The organism is Aquaspirillum soli (genome assembly GCF_054781915.1).
On record NZ_BAAGTM010000001.1, the window covers coordinates 71,001 to 87,198 of the forward strand.

Genomic DNA, 16,198 nt, shown 5'->3' on the forward strand with positions numbered 1-16,198 from the left:
GAGTAATTATGTCTCGTGTAGCCAAGAATCCAGTCGTATTGCCCGCTGGTGTAGAAGCCAAGTTCGGTGCAGGCGAACTGACTATTAAAGGTGCTTTGGGCGCCTTGACCATCCCTCTGCGTAGCGAAGTGGATGTGAAGTTAGAAGACAACACTTTGGTGTTTGCTGCAAAAGATAACAGCAAATTCGCCCGCGCTATGTCCGGCACCTTGCGTGCTCTGGCCAACAATATGGTGATCGGCGTTTCCAAAGGGTTTGAACGCAAGTTGCAATTGGTTGGTGTGGGTTACCGTGCACAGGCTCAGGGCGAAAACCTGAACTTGTCCTTGGGTTTCTCTCACCCAGTGGTCCACAAAATGCCTGAAGGCGTCAAAGTGGAAACCCCAAGCCAAACTGAAATCATCCTGAAAGGGATTGATAAGCAACGCGTGGGTCAAGTCGCTGCTGAAGTACGTGCATACCGCTCGCCGGAGCCGTACAAAGGCAAGGGTGTTCGTTATGCCGACGAGCAAGTGGTTTTGAAAGAAACCAAGAAGAAATAATTGAGGCTTTGTCATGGATAAGAAACAAGCTCGACTCCGCCGCGCACGCAAAACCCGTGCACGCATTTGTGAGCTCAAGATGGTGCGCCTTGCTGTGCATCGTACCAACAGCCATATCTACGCCCAGATCATTGATGAAACTGGCGGCAAAGTCCTCGCTAGCGCCTCGACGCTGGAAGCCGAGGTTCGCAAGGACATCGCTAACGGTGGCAATGTTGCCGCTGCTGCTTTGGTCGGCAAGCGTATCGCTGAAAAAGCAGTTGCTGCTGGCATTAAAGAGGTGGCGTTTGACCGTTCTGGTTTCCACTATCACGGTCGCGTGAAGGCCCTCGCTGATGCTGCCCGTGAAGGCGGCCTCGCGTTCTAATCGGAGAAGACTATGGCTAAGCATGATATTGAAGAACGCGGCGACGGTCTGATCGAAAAAATGATCGGCGTGAACCGTGTGACCAAAGTGGTCAAAGGCGGCCGCATCATGGCTTTCTCCGCCCTGACAGTGGTCGGCGATGGCGATGGCGGTATTGGCATGGGCAAAGGCAAATCGAAAGAAGTGCCAGTGGCTGTGCAAAAAGCAATGGAAGAAGCACGTCGCAAAATGGTTAAAGTGCCCCTGAAAAACGGTACTTTACACCACAGCGTGATTGGTAAGCATGGTGCAACTACCGTGTTTATGCAGCCCGCTCCGGACGGTACTGGTGTGATTGCTGGTGGTCCTATGCGTGCTGTGTTCGATGCAATGGGCGTGAAGAACGTGTCGGCAAAATGCCACGGTTCGACCAACCCATACAACATCGTCCGCGCGACTATCGACGGCCTGTCCAAAATGATGACTCCTGCTGACATCGCCGCTAAACGTGGCAAGACTGTCGCGGAGATTCTGGGGGTTGAAGAGCAATGAGCGAACAAAAAACAATCAAGGTGACCTTGGTAAAAAGCCTGATTGGTCGCATTGAAGGCCATCGTGCCTGCGCTCGTGGTCTGGGTCTGCGTAAGCTGAACCAGACGGTTGAGGTGATCGACACACCGGAAAACCGTGGCATGATCAACAAGATCAGCTACTTGCTTAAGTGCGAGGGTTAAATGTTACTGAACACCATCAAACCGGCCGCAGGTGCAACACACGCTAAAAAGCGTGTAGGCCGTGGCATTGGTAGCGGTTTGGGTAAAACTGCTGGCCGTGGTCATAAAGGTCAAAAATCCCGTAGCGGTGGTTTCCACAAAGTGGGTTTTGAAGGCGGTCAAATGCCTTTACAACGTCGCTTGCCTAAGCGTGGTTTCAACTCGCTGACACGTGCTTTCATTGACGAAGTGCGTTTGGATGCTTTGGCTGCATTGTCTTTGACGGAAGTGGATCTGTTAGCTTTGAAACAAGCTGGCTTGGTTCGCGCTTCTGCTAAAGCAGCAAAAGTTATTCTGGCAGGCACTATCGACCGTGCTGTGACTTTGCGTGGTATTGGCGCAACCGCAGGTGCGCGTGCTGCCATTGAAGCTGCCGGTGGCAGTTTTGCTGAATAAGGCGTGACTCTGTGGCCACTCCTTCTCTAGCAACGAACGCCAACAAGTTTGGTGATTTGAAACGGCGCATCTGGTTCTTGATTGGTGCTCTGATCGTTTATCGTATCGGTGCCCATATCCCTGTTCCAGGCATCAACCCCGTCGAGCTAGCGAAGCTGTTCCAGTCCTCGCAAACAGGCCTCCTCGACATGTTCAACATGTTCTCCGGGGGGGCTTTGTCGCGGTTTACGGTATTTGCCATTGGTATTATGCCGTACATCTCGGCCTCCATTATTTTACAGCTGGCTTCTGAGGTTGTTCCCTCACTGAAACAGTTGAAAAAAGAAGGCGATGCAGGACGAAGAAAAATTACCCAGTACACACGTTATGCCACAGTTCTGTTAGCGACTTTCCAGTCGTTCGGGATTGCGGTGATGTTGTTTACACAACCTAATCTGGTTCTGACACCACAATGGGAGTTCTACTTCACAACCGTGGTGACTTTAGTAACCGGTACCATGTTCTTGATGTGGTTGGGTGAACAAATTACTGAGCGCGGGATAGGGAATGGTATTTCCCTTATCATCTGCGCTGGTATTGCGGCTGGGGTACCATCGGCAATTGGTAAAACTTTGACCCTGACTTCTCAGGGCAACTTGCCTATTTTGCTGGTGGTTGCGCTTTTCATCGGCGTGATTGCTGTGACTTACCTCGTGGTATTTGTCGAGCGTGGTCAGCGCAAGGTGTTGGTGAATTATGCTAAGCGCCAAGTGGGTAATCGAGTTACTCAAGGCCAAAGTACACATTTGCCTTTGAAACTCAATATGGCAGGTGTGATCCCGCCAATCTTTGCTTCGAGCATTATTCTTTTCCCCGCGACTGTGGTGGGATGGTTTGGTCAAAGCGACGGGTTGGGTTGGCTCAAACGAGTCAGTGATGCGCTGCATCCAGGACAACCTGTTTATGTACTGTTATATGCTGCTGCGATTGTTTTCTTCTGCTACTTCTATACCGCCTTGGTCTTTAATCCAAAAGAAACAGCGGATAATTTGAAGAAAAGTGGAGCCTTTATTCCTGGGATCCGCCCCGGTGAACAGACTTCACGCTATATCGAGAAGATTATCCTGCGGTTGACTTTGATTGGTGCGGTGTACATCACGCTGGTCTGTCTGTTACCTGAGTTCCTTATCTTGAATTGGAATGTTCCATTCTACTTCGGCGGAACCTCGTTACTGATCATTGTCGTGGTAACGATGGATCTGATGACTCAGATTCAATCCTATGTACTGTCGCAGCAATACGAGAGTCTGCTCAAAAAGGCCAACTTTAAAAATGGCAGCGGACTCAGCTCTCGTTAAGAATCGGGATATTTCAAGAGATTATGGCTAAGGAAGATACAATCCAGATGCAGGGTGAGGTCTTGGAGACGCTGCCTAATGCGACGTTCCAAGTCAAGCTTGAGAATGGTCATGTTGTGCTAGGTCACATTTCCGGCAAGATGCGGATGCACTATATCCGCATTCTACCGGGCGATCGCGTCACCGTTGAACTCACCCCTTATGACCTCTCCCGCGCTCGTATCGTATTCCGCGCCAAATAAGCGGGATCGGAACAAGGGCGCGGAGACAACATGAAAGGAAAATCATGCGAGTTCAACCCTCGGTGAAAAAAATTTGCCGCAACTGCAAAATCATCCGTCGTAACCGTGTTGTACGTGTTATTTGCACGGACCCTCGGCACAAGCAAAAGCAGGGCTAATATTTGTCCCTGCGATAGCTACGTGCTAGAATCGCAAACTTTTCGTTTTGGGGAATTAGTATGGCCCGTATTGCCGGGGTAAACATCCCGAACCATCAGCATACCTGGGTTGGCTTACAAGCTATCTTTGGTATTGGTCGCACTCGTGCTAAAGCCATTTGCGCCGCAACGCAAATTGCTCCAGACACGAAGGTCAAAGATTTGACCGATGCTGAAATGGAAAAACTTCGTGATGAAATCGCGAAGTTTACTGTAGAAGGCGATTTGCGCCGTGAAAACACCATGAGCATTAAACGTCTCATGGATCTCGGTTGCTATCGTGGTCTTCGCCACCGTCGTGGTCTGCCTTGCCGTGGTCAGCGCACTCGTACGAATGCGCGTACCCGTAAAGGCCCGCGTAAGCCGATCGCTGGCAAGAAGTAATTAAGGATAGATAATGGCTAAAGCAAACACAGTGCGTGTACGCAAAAAAGTGAAGAAGAGCGTATCCGAAGGGATCGTTCACGTTCACGCGTCCTTTAATAATACCATCATTACCATCACCGACCGTCAAGGGAATGCTTTGTCTTGGGCTACCTCCGGTGGTGCTGGTTTTAAAGGCTCGCGCAAAAGTACACCCTTCGCTGCACAGGTCGCAGCGGAGCACGCTGGTAAAGTTGCCCAAGAGTATGGTGTGAAAAATTTGGAAGTTCGCATTAAGGGCCCAGGCCCAGGTCGCGAGTCTTCTGTCCGTGCTTTGAACGCGCTGGGCTTCAAAATCACCAGCATCTCCGACGTGACGCCAATTCCACACAACGGCTGCCGTCCGCCGAAGAAACGTCGTATTTAAGATCGGAGAGATTGATTCATGGCACGTTATACTGGACCAAAATGTAAACTTGCTCGTCGTGAAGGCACCGACCTCTTCTTGAAGAGCGCGCGTCGCGCCATCGATAGCAAGTGTAAACTGGATACCAAACCGGGTCAGCACGGTGCAAAAAACACCCGTTTGTCTGACTACGGCGTTCAACTGCGCGAAAAACAAAAAATTCGCCGCATTTATGGTGTTCTCGAACGTCAGTTCCGCAAATACTTTGCTGAGGCTGCTCGTCGCAAAGGCTCGACAGGCGAAAACTTGTTGAAGCTGTTGGAATCTCGCTTGGACAACGTCGTGTATCGCATGGGCTTGGGTTCAACCCGCGCCGAAGCACGTCAGTTGGTAAGCCACAAGTCCATTCAAGTGAATGGTCAAACCGTTAACATTCCTTCTTTCCAAGTGAAAGCCGGTGATGTGGTTTCTGTGGTTGAAAAAGCCAAAAAACAAGTGCGTATCCAAGAAGCTCTGGCCTTGGCTGAGCAAATTGGTTTCCCAGGTTGGGTGGCGGTTGACGTCAAAAAGATGGAAGGCGTGTTTAAATCCATGCCCGAACGCACCGACCTGTCTAGCGATATCAACGAGCAGCTCGTTGTTGAGTTCTACTCTAAGTAATCGCTAGCCATTTCAAGGAAACACTATGCAAAACAGCGCTTCGGAATTTCTCAAACCGCGTTTAATTGATGTGCAGCCGGTTTCTCCGACGCAAGCTCGCGTCGCGATGGAACCCTTTGAGCGCGGCTATGCCCATACCCTGGGCAATGCTCTGCGCCGCATCCTGCTGTCTTCGATGCCCGGATTTGCTCCGACCGAAGTGTCTATCGCAGGCGTTTTGCATGAGTACTCTGCATTGGATGGGGTACGAGAAGATGTCGTTGATATTCTTCTCAACCTCAAAAATGTAGTGGTTAAGCTGCATGGTCGAGACAGTGTGCTGTTAACCCTCAAAAAAGAGGGAGAGGGCCCTGTCTTGGCAGGTGATATCGAATTGCCACACGATGTTGAAGTGATCAATCCCGATTTGGTGATTTGTCATTTGGCTGCTGGTGGCAAGATCGAGATGGAGATCAAGGTTGAAAAAGGCCGTGGCTATCAGCCCGTCAGTGCCCGAGTCAGCCAAGACGAAAATCGTACCATCGGCAATATTCTGCTGGATGCGTCCTTTAGTCCTTTGCGCCGTGTGAGTTTCTCGGTTGAGAGCGCTCGGGTGGAACAGCGGACTGACTTGGACCGTTTGGTGTTGGATATTGAAACCAACGGTGCGATGGAACCAGAAGAAGCTGTGCGTGCTGCTGCTCGCATTCTGATGGATCAACTGTCGATCTTCGCAGATCTGCAAGGTACCCCTGAAGAAGAGATTATTGAACGTGCACCACAGGTTGATCCTATCCTGTTGCGTCCGGTCGACGATCTCGAACTGACCGTGCGTTCGGCTAACTGTCTGAAAGCCGAAAACATCTACTACATTGGGGATCTCATTCAGCGTACTGAGACTGAACTCCTCAAGACGCCCAACCTCGGCCGCAAATCGCTCAACGAGATCAAAGAAGTACTTGCTTCCAAAGGTCTTACGCTGGGCATGAAGCTCGAAAACTGGCCGCCGGCCGGGCTGGAAAAACCGTAATTGCTCGGTTTGTCGGACAAAGGACACTAAAATGCGTCATCGCTTAAGTAATCGTAAACTGAATCGCACATCGAGCCATCGCCTGGCTATGCTCCGCAACATGGCGAACTCCTTGCTGCGTCACGAAGTGATCGTGACTACTGTGCCTAAGGCAAAAGAGCTGCGCCGTGTGGCAGAGCCTCTGATTACCTTGGGTAAAAAACCATCCTTGGCTAACCGTCGTTTAGCTTTCGACCGCACTCGCGACCGCGAAGTGGTTGGCAAGCTGTTCAACGAATTGGGCCCACGCTATGCAACTCGTCCTGGTGGCTATGTGCGCATCCTGCACTACGGCTTCCGTAAAGGCGACAACGCGCCTCTGGCATTGGTCGAATTAGTGGACCGCCCAGAAGTCGACGAAGCAGAAGTTGTCAGCGAAGAATAAGCCTAGTGCTTTCGTTGTAAACGGATGAAAAAAGCCCCTACCAATGTGTAGGGGCTTTTGTTTACTGTTGTTTCTGTGCCGCTTGTTTTTTGTTGTTCAACAGCAGATAGCGTGCCATTTCGTAATAGTGTTGTGTAAATTGGCGTAAGCGTCGTGCTTCATCGTTACGTTCTGCCTCAAGATTGTTCGCGGTTTGGCCGTCTAATTCGGCGAGATACCCCTTTTGTGTTGGTAGGCCTAGCATAAAGTAGTACGGTGCTTGCACAAAACCAATTTCTGGCCCGCGATCATGGGTGATGGTAAATGCTGCTTGCCGTGTTGCTTGACTGGGGGCTAATACATCACGGCCAAACGTGGTATTGATATAAGGCCGAGGCAGTAAACCTGCTAAAGTCGCCATCACATCAACTTGTGAAGCCACTTCTGTCCGTACTGCTGGGCGCAATAACTTTGGTGCATACAGCAAAAAGGGCGTGTGAATAGAGCTTAAACGTAAGTCGGTCCATGCTGCTGGTAGCACCGCACTGGCATTGCCAGTGATACCGTGGTCGCCGAGAAAAACAAACACCGTATTATCAAAGTAAGCTTCTTTTTTGGCGGTTTCGATCAGGGTTTTAATCGAATAATCCATATAGCGGAAAGAATCGTACTCCTCCTGACTGTCAAAACCATTGGCTTTCAACTGTTCTAATGACCATTTTTGGCTCTGGAAATCGCGATCTTCCGCTGGAATGGTGTAAGGGCGATGGTTACCGGAGGTTTGAATAATGGCAAAGAAAGGTTTGTTTTGCTGCTTAAGAACCTGATTGGCCTCCTTAAACAAATTGGTGTCAGAGATGCCCCACGTATCATTGCGCTTGGATTGATAATGCCCTTCTTCATAAATTCGGATATTGCGAATATTGTTGGTTAGAACACCGCGAATATTGGCCCACGAGGTTGAGCCACCGATGAAATAAAACCGTTCATATTCAGGAAATGCGCTATCCATCAAGATATGTTGATCGGCAGCTTGCGGGTTTCGGCTAGAGGTATTCGCCGTTTCCACATCGGGAATGCCTGTTAGTGTCGTGAACACACCGCGTGCAGTACCAAAATGCGGCGTGAAAAAGCGAGTGAATAAAATCCCCTGTTTTGCCATCTGATCGAAATAGGGTGTGGTGCCGAGGGGGTTACCAAAAGTGCTGGTTTTATAAGCAGAAAATGATTCGACCAATACCAAAACAATATTAGGCGGTGTGGCAAGGGCATCACTGCGTGCTGGAATTTCACGTCGTAGGCTAAAGCGTGGGCCTGATGTGTTGGGTGGTACACCTAACCAATCGGCAATGACCGGATAGGCTTGTTCTACTTTGGCCTGATCAAACCCTGCGCTTTTGTAATCGAGGGTATCAAAGAAATTCAATACTGGATTGAGGCCGATGTTGGCAATAAAAGGGTTAGGCGTAAAAAAGGCATCACTCCAACGCAAAGGATATTGTGAGAGTTTGCCATGAATGCCTACAACGACTAATACCGCTGTTGTCAGTCCCAACCAGAGCTGATGGCGAGAGGTGGGATGATGCCATTGCCAGCCATGACGAGGTTGCCGTAGGCGGCGAAAGCCAGCTGCTACACTCCATAGCAAAACAGCGATCACCACAAACACGACCACAGTGATTTTGATGACTGGGTAGCTTTGCCACACCATTTCCGCCGAAGTTTGCCAATCACCTAAAAAGTTGAGAATCGCTGCATTGAGGCGGGTACGCAGATAAGAATAGTGACCAAAGTCGAGGCCAATCGTGGCGAGTGTCCCTGCGCTGGCGACAACAAAATAACCCCACCAAAACCGTTCTGCCCACCGATGGCGAAATGGAGAAAGTTTTGCCCACCCTCCGAGGAGTAAAAAGGGCAAGACAATGACCAAGCCCAAACGTAAATCAAAGCGCGTGCCTAATACAAAAGCCTGTAATAAAGTTGCTGTTTCTGTGGCAAGTGCCGGATCGCGGAAATGCCACCAAAACCCTAGCCTGGCAAGAAAAGAACAGAGTAAAAAAAATAATAAATACCAGAGCGAGAATTTCAGTAGTTTTGGCATGATTTAACGGTGATCAGAAGGTCGGCGATAAGAAAAACTCAAGACAATCGCCAGCAATAATGCAATTAACACTGGCCAATTTCCCCACCTTAGATAGGGTGTTTCACCTTGTCTGCCTTGTACCGAGGTATCGAGGCGAGCATTGTGAAATTGAGGCAGTGATTGTAACACTTGCCCTCGTTGGTCAATGACTGCGGTTAGGCCGGTGTTGGTGGCGCGTAGCATGGGACGACCAGTTTCGAGCGCCCGTGCTTGTGAAAGCTGGAGATGTTGTTCAGCCGCTGTGGAATGGCCAAACCAAGCCAGATTTGACACATTAGCCAGCAAAGTGGCCGAGCGCGCTCCGGCTAGTAATTCTTCGCCAAAACTGTCTTCATAACAGATATTGAAAGCAATTCTTTGATCAGCGACGGTAAACGGTTGTTGTTCTGGCTCGCCCCGAGTAAAGCCCGACAGCGGCATATTCATATAGCGGTATAACCAACCCGTTAACCACGGTAAGGGAACGTATTCACCAAAAGGCACAAGGTGTGCTTTGCGATACTGCTGTGTGGGTTGGGTAAGAGAAATCACGCCATTGTAATCACCGCTCATATCGCGCAATGGAATACCCGTGATGACCTCTTTTTCTTGCTGTTGCAATATGGCTTGCAGCGGCTGCAAGTAATTGGCTGGCAATTCATCATAAAAAATTGGCAAAGCAGTTTCGGGCAAAATCACCAGCCTAGCTTGGCTTGCCGTCATGTGTTGGGTGTAGGTATCGAGGGTCTGAGCAAAAATCGTTGGTTCCCATTTCAGAGTTTGCGGAATATTGCCCTGCACCAGACTGATACTCAGCGGTTTACCACTGGCCTCTGTCCACTGAATATGGCTTAGTCCCCAACTGCCCACCCATGCCACAGCCAGCCCTAATCCTAACCACTGTCGGTGTTTGGGAAAGCACCATAGCAAAACGAGTGCGCCTGCACTGGCTACCACTGCCCAAGTGACGGCATAAATACCAAGTAACGGGGCTAGGCCAGCTAAGGGCCAATTGGGAATTTGGCTATAGCCGAGCCCGCCCCAAGAAAAGCCGGTTAACAGCCAACCTCGCATCCAATCGAAGAAAGTCCATAAACTTGGAAAAGCGAGTAGCCATTGCCAGTAGGGGTTGCGCCACGACAGTCGATAAGTGAAATATAAGGCAGCAGCAGGGAACAACGCCAGCCATGCGGGCAAGAGTGCCACCAACGGGATTGCAAACACCGCCGGTAGGCCAGCGATGTCATGTAGGCTGTGATAAATCCAATAGAAGTTGGCACAGTAGGCACTGAGTGCCCATAGATAGATCCCACGTCCGGCCTGTGCTGCGTTATGCCGTGGCAACAGCAGCAACACAGCTGCCAGCAAACAGGGGGCAAGATAGCCCTGACGAAACGGTGCGAACAAGACAACAGACAGCGCGCCCAAGAGAATGAGCGCGCCATAGCGGCTAAGCGTGATTGGCATTAGGAAGAGGGCGTGGTGTGATGAATACGTTGTACTTGTAGTGTATGAATACGGCGGCTATCTGCCCGCAACACCAAGAACTCTAATTCACCGATTTGAATACTTTCTCCCCGCTTGGGAAGGTGGCGGAATTGGGATACCACCAGCCCACCGACAGTATCATAGTCTTCATCGCTAAATTCAGTGCCAAACACTTGGTTAAAGTCGGTTAATTCGGTGACTGCTTTGACGCGATAGAGACCATTTTTTTGCGGCACAATGTGGTCTTCGGTTTCATCAAAGTCGTATTCATCCTCGATGTCACCAACAATCTGTTCAATCACGTCTTCGATGGTGACTAATCCAGCCACCCCACCGTATTCATCGACCACGATAGCCATGTGGTTGCGTGTTTCGCGGAACTCGCGTAACAACACATTAAGCCGTTTTGATTCCGGTATAAACACCGCTGGTCGCAAGCTATCGCGTAAATCAAAATCGTCAGGGGTCGCAAAATAACGCAGCAAGTCTTTGGCAAGCAAGATACCAAGCACTTGATCTTTGTTATCACCAATCACCGGAAAGCGTGAGTGGGCAGTTTCCATGACGAAGGGCAGAAAGTCGGGGACAGCTTGATCGACTGACAGCACGTCCATCTGACTGCGCGGGATCATGATGTCACCGACACATAACTCGCTGACTTGTAATACTCCCTCGATCATGGCGAGGGCGTCGGCATCGAATAAATTGCGATCAAAAGCCGAGTGCAACAGTTCGATCAGTTCTTCTCGGTCTTCTGGTTCACGTAATAAAAAGGCGGAAAGGCGTTCCAGCCAGGACGGTTTACTGGGATCGTCCATGAGGGTCAATTGCGCTCCGAAGCGTAAGGGTCCGCATATCCTAACCGCGCGAGGATGGCTGTTTCAAGTGCTTCCATGGCTTCTGCCGTGGCATCGTCTTGATGATCCATGCCTTGCAAGTGTAAAACACTGTGTATGGTCATGTGGGCGTAGTGTGCGAGCAGGGGTTTATTTTGTTCTGCTGCTTCGCGCACAATCACTTCATGACACAACACAATATCACCCAATAAGGGCAATCCAACGAAGGCAAACATATCATCGCCGCCTTCGTGGAGGGCAAAGGTCAAGACATTGGTGGCATAGTCTTTGCCACGGTAGTCGCGATTTAATAAGCGACCTTCCTCGGTATCAACCACACGAATCCCGACTTGGACATGGCGAACACGATGATCGAGTGCGGCTTTGATCCAGCGGCGGAATTGGCGCAGGGTGGGGCGTTCGCTGTGGTCAACCGTACAAACGAAGTCAAGCTCTAAGGTAGCAGGTTGATAGCGATAGCGTTGTTTTGTCGTTTTCAATGGCTTTCCTCTTTGATTGGCGGCTGTTGCCATTGGTCGTAGGCATCCACAATTTTTTGCACCAAAGGATGGCGTACCACATCATCAGATTGAAAGTGATGGAAGCGAATACCACGCACCTGAGCCAAAATCCGTTCTACTTCAACCAGCCCACTTTTTTGATGTCGTGCCAAATCGATTTGTGTCACATCACCTGTAATCACCGCTTTTGAGCCAAAGCCAATGCGGGTCAGGAACATTTTCATCTGTTCTGGTGTGGTGTTTTGCGCTTCATCGAGAATAATAAACGCTTGGTTTAAGGTGCGCCCCCGCATATAAGCCAGCGGTGCAATCTCGATAAGGTTTTTTTCAAACAGCTTACCCACACGGTCAAAGCCCATCAAATCGTATAGCGCATCATAAAGTGGCCGCAGATAAGGATCGACTTTTTGGGCAAGATCACCCGGTAAAAACCCCAGTTTTTCCCCTGCTTCCACGGCTGGCCGAACCAGAATAATCCGCTTCACCGCGTCCCGCTCCATCGCATCAACAGCACAGGCCACCGCCAGATAGGTCTTGCCAGTCCCTGCTGGGCCAATCCCAAAAGTGATGTCATGCTCGGCAATCGCCTTGATGTATTCATTTTGGCGTGGGGTACGGCCACGCAGTTCACCTTTGCGGGTCAACAACACCGGCACCCCAGCCTCTTGTCCGTCTTGGCCTAGGGTCGAGCGTTTCAGTTCGACTAACCCCAATTGAATGTCTTCCACTTCGAGCGGCCGTTGTGCCCGTAGGTAAAAAGATTCGATCACTTGTGCTGCTTCACGTGCACGATTGCCGATAATTTTGAACCGTTCATTGCGACGTGAAATGACCACATCTAACGCGGTTTCAATTTGTTTGAGATTATCGTCCAATGCACCACACAGGTTTTGCAACCGCAGGTTGTCAACTGGAGCAAAAGCAATATGTTCTATCACAGTGTGGCACCTTGCCCCACGCTGGCGGTGGATTCGGTTTCTTGTGTGACCACTTCTCCGGCTAAAGAGTGTGGGAACGCTTGGGTAATGCGGATATCGACCATCTGACGAATCAGGCGGGGGTGTCCCTCAAAATTAACAACACGGTTGTTCGCAGTGCGTGCCGCTAACAAATTTTCACCCCGTTTTGAAACGGCTTCGACCACGACTCGTTGTACGGTGCCGACCATGCTTTGGTTAATGGCGTAGCCATTGGCCTCAATCACTTCATTTAAGGCTTCTAGCCGCCGTACTTTTTCTTGATGCGAGGTGTCGTCGCTCAGGTTAGCGGCGGGGGTGCCGGGGCGAGGGCTGTAGATAAAGACAAAGCTAAAATCAAAAGCCAAATCTTTCACCAGCTTAAGCGTGGCGGCAAAGTCTGCTTCGGTTTCACCCGGGAAGCCAACGATAAAGTCAGACGATAAATGCAAATCAGGCCGGACAGCGCGCAGTTTGCGGATAATTGACTTGTATTCCAACGCGGTATAACCGCGTTTCATGGCAGCCAAAATACGATCTGATCCCGACTGCACGGGTAAATGCAGATGACTGACCAATTTGGGCAGTTTTTCATAACAGGCAATTAAGCGGTCGGTAAACTCGCGGGGATGGCTGGTGGTAAAGCGAATCCGTTCAACGCCCGGAATTTCATGCACATACTCCAGCAACAAGGCAAAGTCGGCAATTTCACCATCGGCCATCTCACCCCGATAGGCGTTGACGTTTTGACCAAGTAAGACAATTTCTTTTACCCCTTGCTGTGCTAGGCCGGCAATTTCAACCAGCACATCATCGAGTGGCCGCGAGACTTCTTCCCCACGGGTGTAGGGCACCACACAGAAAGAACAGTATTTAGAACAACCTTCCATAATCGACACAAAAGCCGAGCCGCCTTCAATGCGAGCCGGTGGTAGGTGATCGAATTTCTCGATTTCGGGGAAGGTAATATCAATCTGTGACCGACCGGTGCTTTGTTTGGCGCGGATCAACTCTGGCAAGCGATGTAAGGTTTGTGGACCAAACACAACATCGACAAAGGGGGCCCGTTTGACGATGGTATCGCCCTCTTGTGAGGCGACACAGCCACCGACACCAATCACCAAATCAGGTTTGATTTGTTTAAGATGGCGAATGCGACCTAAGTCAGAAAAGACTTTTTCTTGTGCTTTTTCGCGTACCGAACAAGTGTTAAACAGAATCACATCGGCTTCTTCGGGATTGTCTGTTTTTTCTACGCCGTGTTCCGCGTCAAGAATATCAACCATTTTGTCCGAGTCATACTCGTTCATCTGGCAACCAAAGGTCTTAATGTAGACTTTTTTCATCATGTCTTAGCTAGAGAGTGCCGAGAATTGGCAGAACAGCCAATTTTGTGAGTGGCAAGAATGAGTTAACCGTTAAGTTTAGCACAGCCCTGTGCCGGTGTTGCTCAAGCCGCGTTAGAATGCGATGGTTAAACGACAGATCAAAGCAGAAGGTGGAACAAAGATATGCAGCAGCGCATCGTTTTTGTCGAAGACGACCACGACTTGGCCGAATTGATCGGCGACTATTTGCGTAGCTATGGCTTAGATGTCACCCATATTGATCGAGGTGATACCGCTGTTGAAGCGATTTTGGCCGACCCACCCGATTTGGTGATGCTAGATATTATGTTGCCGGGTAAAGATGGTCTGACTGTGTGTCGCGAGTTACGCCCTAAATACGCTGGGCCGATTGTGATGTTGACCTCGCTCAATAGCGATATGAACCAGATTTTGGGGTTTGAATTAGGGGCGAGTGACTATGTATTAAAGACGACGCCCCCCTCGGTATTGCTGGCGCGGTTGCGGGCGCACCTACGGCAACAAACCACGCAAACGCCGGTATCCATGATCCAAGCACCCACTGGACAGCAAGATGCTCGGGCTGTGCTCGACTTTGGTAGCCTACAAATCGACAGTATTAACCGCAGTGTGCACTATGCAGGTGAGTCGATTTCTCTTTCTACTGCTGATTTCGATTTACTCTGGTTGTTAGCCTGTCATGCCGGCAAAGTGTTATCACGAGAAGATTTATTATTCTCCTTGCGTGGCGTGCATTACGATGGGCTGGATCGTTCGATTGATGTTGCTGTTTCGCGTTTACGTAAAAAATTGGGCGACGATCCTGCCGAACCAAAACGGATTAAAACCATTCGTCACAAAGGCTATTTATTTGCTGGTGATGCGTGGCGCAATGATCCGGTGGCATAGATGAAACGTGTTTTTTTACGGTTTTATCTTGGGGTATTGGCTTTTTTTCTCCTCTCGGCTTTGGTCGTAGGGGGGATTTATAAGCACGTATTGAAAGAAAACAACCGCCGTTATTTGGCCGATGTTTTTCAGACGACATTAACGCTGATTGAAATTGAACTGCGTGAAGTACCAGAACAAGAATGGCCACAGCGGGTGGCACATCTGCGGCAACGGTTGGATTTGCCGATTGCAATTGAAACGTTAGATCGTTATGTGCTCAATGATGAACACAGTCGGTCTTTAATCGCCGGTGGCATTGTGTTGTTGCCAGAGCGCGATGTGTATGTGCAACGTATTCCAAAAAGCGATTCGGTCTTGACCATCGGGCCAGTGGACTATCTGTTTTTTGCCCGTAAGTTAAATTGGATTGATGTGTTGGCGGTGTTATCGCTGACATTGGCGTTAGGTGTGCCTGCGTTTTTATGGCTACGCCCTTTGGTACGTCATGCCCGAGAGTTGTCGGTGGTGTCACAGCAACTGGGCCAAGGGCATTTTTCTGCCCGCGCCCATCTGCCAGAGACGTCACCTTTGGCTGATCTGGCACAAGCCATTAACCACATGGCGCGCAGTATGGGTGAAATGGTGCAAACCCGAAAAACGCTGATTGACGGCATTTCGCACGATTTACGTACACCGATTGCACGCCTGCGTTATCGCTTAGAGGCCTTGCGCGGCACCACTCCTGACCCGCTGGCGCAAAAAATCATGCACCAAATTGAGCGCGATTTAGACAACTTAAATGAGATGACCGAGGAGTTGTTAATCTTCAGTCGTCTTGATCAACCCGAAATGTACCTCGAACGGCATCCGGTGGCGATGTTGCCGTGGTTAGAGCAGGTGTTAGCTGAGTTGAGCTGGCAACAAGCACCGCCTACCATTCAAAATCTCACCGGAGAAGACGACCCGATTGCTGCTATCGATACCTATTACATGGGGCGGGCGGTGATGAATTTGGTGAATAATGCGCGGCGTTATGGTGAATCGGCGGTTGAAATTCGCCTCGTGCAACAGCAGGGCCACACTCAGATTTGGGTTGATGACGATGGGCCGGGGATTCCTGCCCATGCGCGTGAAACAGTGTTGCGGCCCTTTGCCCGTCTTGATGAGGCTCGTAGCCGCCATACCGGCGGGCATGGTTTGGGGTTGGCCATTGTGCAGAAAGTATTGGAAGGCCATCAGGGGCAGGTATTGATCGAGGATGCACCGTTAGGTGGAGCACGGCTGATTTTGAGCTGGCCGACAGAAGTGATCGAAAAATCTGCATCAGGGGCTTGACATCACCTCTAAAGCGTTCTAATATGCAC

The 16,198-nt window shown here is 50.1% G+C and carries 21 protein-coding genes; 15 read left to right on the plus strand and 6 right to left on the minus strand.

Translation table 11 applies throughout. From position 1 onward, the window contains the following. Positions 1–8: 8 nt before the first annotated feature. From rplF to rplQ, 13 genes are read left to right on the plus strand one after another with little or no spacing between them, the layout of a single operon-like run. A complete protein-coding gene (gene rplF / locus ACYVJG_RS00405) occupies positions 9–542 on the plus strand; it encodes a 50S ribosomal protein L6 (RefSeq protein ID WP_460429288.1) in 534 nt (177 codons plus the stop codon). A gap of 13 nt (positions 543–555) precedes the next feature. Continuing rightward, entirely contained in the window at positions 556–909 is a 354-nt protein-coding gene (gene rplR / locus ACYVJG_RS00410; RefSeq protein ID WP_022652679.1) for a 50S ribosomal protein L18, read from the plus strand. Positions 910–921: 12 nt separating this feature from the next. Then, positions 922–1,440: a 30S ribosomal protein S5 gene (gene rpsE, locus ACYVJG_RS00415; RefSeq protein ID WP_022652678.1), complete on the plus strand. Its 519-nt coding sequence runs from the start codon at positions 922–924 to the stop codon at positions 1,438–1,440. Beyond that, positions 1,437–1,622, plus strand: a complete 186-nt coding sequence (gene rpmD, locus ACYVJG_RS00420) for a 50S ribosomal protein L30 (protein WP_022652677.1) — start codon at positions 1,437–1,439, stop codon at positions 1,620–1,622. Before rpsE ends, rpmD begins: the two co-directional genes overlap by 4 nt. After that, positions 1,623–2,057 carry a 50S ribosomal protein L15 gene (rplO, locus tag ACYVJG_RS00425; RefSeq protein ID WP_460429289.1) on the plus strand — a complete coding sequence of 145 codons (435 nt, stop codon included), beginning with the start codon at positions 1,623–1,625 and terminating at the stop codon, positions 2,055–2,057. Positions 2,058–2,068: 11 nt separating this feature from the next. Beyond that, a complete protein-coding gene (gene secY / locus ACYVJG_RS00430) occupies positions 2,069–3,394 on the plus strand; it encodes a preprotein translocase subunit SecY (protein ID WP_460429290.1) in 1,326 nt (441 codons plus the stop codon). Positions 3,395–3,417: 23 nt separating this feature from the next. Further along, positions 3,418–3,636 (plus strand): translation initiation factor IF-1, encoded by a 219-nt coding sequence (infA, locus tag ACYVJG_RS00435; RefSeq protein WP_022652674.1) that lies wholly within the window; start codon positions 3,418–3,420, stop codon positions 3,634–3,636. A 44-nt stretch (positions 3,637–3,680) separates the two neighbouring features. Then, on the plus strand, positions 3,681–3,794 hold the full coding sequence (rpmJ, locus tag ACYVJG_RS00440; protein ID WP_011137711.1) for a 50S ribosomal protein L36: 114 nt from the start codon (positions 3,681–3,683) through the stop codon (positions 3,792–3,794). Positions 3,795–3,854: 60 nt separating this feature from the next. Then, on the plus strand, positions 3,855–4,217 hold the full coding sequence (gene rpsM, locus ACYVJG_RS00445) for a 30S ribosomal protein S13 (RefSeq protein WP_022652673.1): 363 nt from the start codon (positions 3,855–3,857) through the stop codon (positions 4,215–4,217). Positions 4,218–4,230: 13 nt separating this feature from the next. Beyond that, positions 4,231–4,623, plus strand: a complete 393-nt coding sequence (gene rpsK / locus ACYVJG_RS00450; protein ID WP_022652672.1) for a 30S ribosomal protein S11 — start codon at positions 4,231–4,233, stop codon at positions 4,621–4,623. Positions 4,624–4,641: 18 nt separating this feature from the next. Beyond that, positions 4,642–5,262, plus strand: coding sequence for a 30S ribosomal protein S4 (gene rpsD, locus ACYVJG_RS00455; RefSeq protein WP_022652671.1), 621 nt, complete (start codon positions 4,642–4,644; stop codon positions 5,260–5,262). 25 nt (positions 5,263–5,287) lie between these two features. Further along, the gene (locus ACYVJG_RS00460; RefSeq protein ID WP_022652670.1) at positions 5,288–6,271 is read left to right on the plus strand and encodes a DNA-directed RNA polymerase subunit alpha; all 984 of its coding nucleotides are present in this window, start codon (positions 5,288–5,290) and stop codon (positions 6,269–6,271) included. A gap of 31 nt (positions 6,272–6,302) precedes the next feature. Beyond that, the gene (rplQ, locus tag ACYVJG_RS00465) at positions 6,303–6,695 is read left to right on the plus strand and encodes a 50S ribosomal protein L17 (protein WP_022652669.1); all 393 of its coding nucleotides are present in this window, start codon (positions 6,303–6,305) and stop codon (positions 6,693–6,695) included. Between the two features lie 61 nt (positions 6,696–6,756). On the opposite strand, the gene ACYVJG_RS00470 is transcribed toward rplQ, so the two are convergent. From ACYVJG_RS00470 to miaB, 6 genes are read right to left on the minus strand one after another with little or no spacing between them, the layout of a single operon-like run. After that, positions 6,757–8,775: an LTA synthase family protein gene (locus ACYVJG_RS00470; RefSeq protein WP_460429291.1), complete on the minus strand. Its 2,019-nt coding sequence runs from the start codon at positions 8,773–8,775 to the stop codon at positions 6,757–6,759. A gap of 3 nt (positions 8,776–8,778) precedes the next feature. Beyond that, a complete protein-coding gene (lnt, locus tag ACYVJG_RS00475) occupies positions 8,779–10,263 on the minus strand; it encodes an apolipoprotein N-acyltransferase (protein ID WP_460429292.1) in 1,485 nt (494 codons plus the stop codon). After that, on the minus strand, positions 10,263–11,102 hold the full coding sequence (locus tag ACYVJG_RS00480) for an HlyC/CorC family transporter (RefSeq protein ID WP_460429293.1): 840 nt from the start codon (positions 11,100–11,102) through the stop codon (positions 10,263–10,265). The genes lnt and ACYVJG_RS00480 overlap by 1 nt, the downstream gene beginning before the upstream one ends. 5 nt (positions 11,103–11,107) lie before the next feature. Further along, complete coding sequence (gene ybeY, locus ACYVJG_RS00485; protein ID WP_460429294.1) at positions 11,108–11,620, minus strand: rRNA maturation RNase YbeY; 513 nt, start codon at positions 11,618–11,620, stop codon at positions 11,108–11,110. Then, positions 11,617–12,579: a PhoH family protein gene (locus ACYVJG_RS00490; protein ID WP_460429295.1), complete on the minus strand. Its 963-nt coding sequence runs from the start codon at positions 12,577–12,579 to the stop codon at positions 11,617–11,619. Before ACYVJG_RS00490 ends, ybeY begins: the two co-directional genes overlap by 4 nt. Next, positions 12,576–13,943 (minus strand): tRNA (N6-isopentenyl adenosine(37)-C2)-methylthiotransferase MiaB, encoded by a 1,368-nt coding sequence (miaB, locus tag ACYVJG_RS00495; protein ID WP_460429536.1) that lies wholly within the window; start codon positions 13,941–13,943, stop codon positions 12,576–12,578. Before miaB ends, ACYVJG_RS00490 begins: the two co-directional genes overlap by 4 nt. A 165-nt stretch (positions 13,944–14,108) precedes the next feature. On the opposite strand from miaB, the gene rstA reads away from it, so the two are divergent. After that, entirely contained in the window at positions 14,109–14,852 is a 744-nt protein-coding gene (gene rstA, locus ACYVJG_RS00500) for a two-component system response regulator RstA (RefSeq protein ID WP_460429296.1), read from the plus strand. Then, positions 14,853–16,169 carry an ATP-binding protein gene (locus ACYVJG_RS00505; RefSeq protein WP_460429297.1) on the plus strand — a complete coding sequence of 439 codons (1,317 nt, stop codon included), beginning with the start codon at positions 14,853–14,855 and terminating at the stop codon, positions 16,167–16,169. It abuts the gene before it with no gap. Positions 16,170–16,198 lie beyond the last annotated feature (29 nt).

Coding starts and splice junctions, on each gene's coding strand:
- rplF (WP_460429288.1), top strand. CDS start 9: ATGTCTCGTGTAGCCAAGAATCCAGTCGTATTGCCCGCTGGTGTAGAA.
- rplR (WP_022652679.1), top strand. CDS start 556: ATGGATAAGAAACAAGCTCGACTCCGCCGCGCACGCAAAACCCGTGCA.
- rpsE (WP_022652678.1), top strand. CDS start 922: ATGGCTAAGCATGATATTGAAGAACGCGGCGACGGTCTGATCGAAAAA.
- rpmD (WP_022652677.1), top strand. CDS start 1,437: ATGAGCGAACAAAAAACAATCAAGGTGACCTTGGTAAAAAGCCTGATT.
- rplO (WP_460429289.1), top strand. CDS start 1,623: ATGTTACTGAACACCATCAAACCGGCCGCAGGTGCAACACACGCTAAA.
- infA (WP_022652674.1), top strand. CDS start 3,418: ATGGCTAAGGAAGATACAATCCAGATGCAGGGTGAGGTCTTGGAGACG.
- rpmJ (WP_011137711.1), top strand. CDS start 3,681: ATGCGAGTTCAACCCTCGGTGAAAAAAATTTGCCGCAACTGCAAAATC.
- rpsM (WP_022652673.1), top strand. CDS start 3,855: ATGGCCCGTATTGCCGGGGTAAACATCCCGAACCATCAGCATACCTGG.
- rpsK (WP_022652672.1), top strand. CDS start 4,231: ATGGCTAAAGCAAACACAGTGCGTGTACGCAAAAAAGTGAAGAAGAGC.
- rpsD (WP_022652671.1), top strand. CDS start 4,642: ATGGCACGTTATACTGGACCAAAATGTAAACTTGCTCGTCGTGAAGGC.
- ACYVJG_RS00460 (WP_022652670.1), top strand. CDS start 5,288: ATGCAAAACAGCGCTTCGGAATTTCTCAAACCGCGTTTAATTGATGTG.
- rplQ (WP_022652669.1), top strand. CDS start 6,303: ATGCGTCATCGCTTAAGTAATCGTAAACTGAATCGCACATCGAGCCAT.
- ACYVJG_RS00470 (WP_460429291.1), bottom strand. CDS start 8,775: ATGCCAAAACTACTGAAATTCTCGCTCTGGTATTTATTATTTTTTTTA.
- lnt (WP_460429292.1), bottom strand. CDS start 10,263: ATGCCAATCACGCTTAGCCGCTATGGCGCGCTCATTCTCTTGGGCGCG.
- ACYVJG_RS00480 (WP_460429293.1), bottom strand. CDS start 11,102: ATGGACGATCCCAGTAAACCGTCCTGGCTGGAACGCCTTTCCGCCTTT.
- miaB (WP_460429536.1), bottom strand. CDS start 13,943: ATGAAAAAAGTCTACATTAAGACCTTTGGTTGCCAGATGAACGAGTAT.
- rstA (WP_460429296.1), top strand. CDS start 14,109: ATGCAGCAGCGCATCGTTTTTGTCGAAGACGACCACGACTTGGCCGAA.
- ACYVJG_RS00505 (WP_460429297.1), top strand. CDS start 14,853: ATGAAACGTGTTTTTTTACGGTTTTATCTTGGGGTATTGGCTTTTTTT.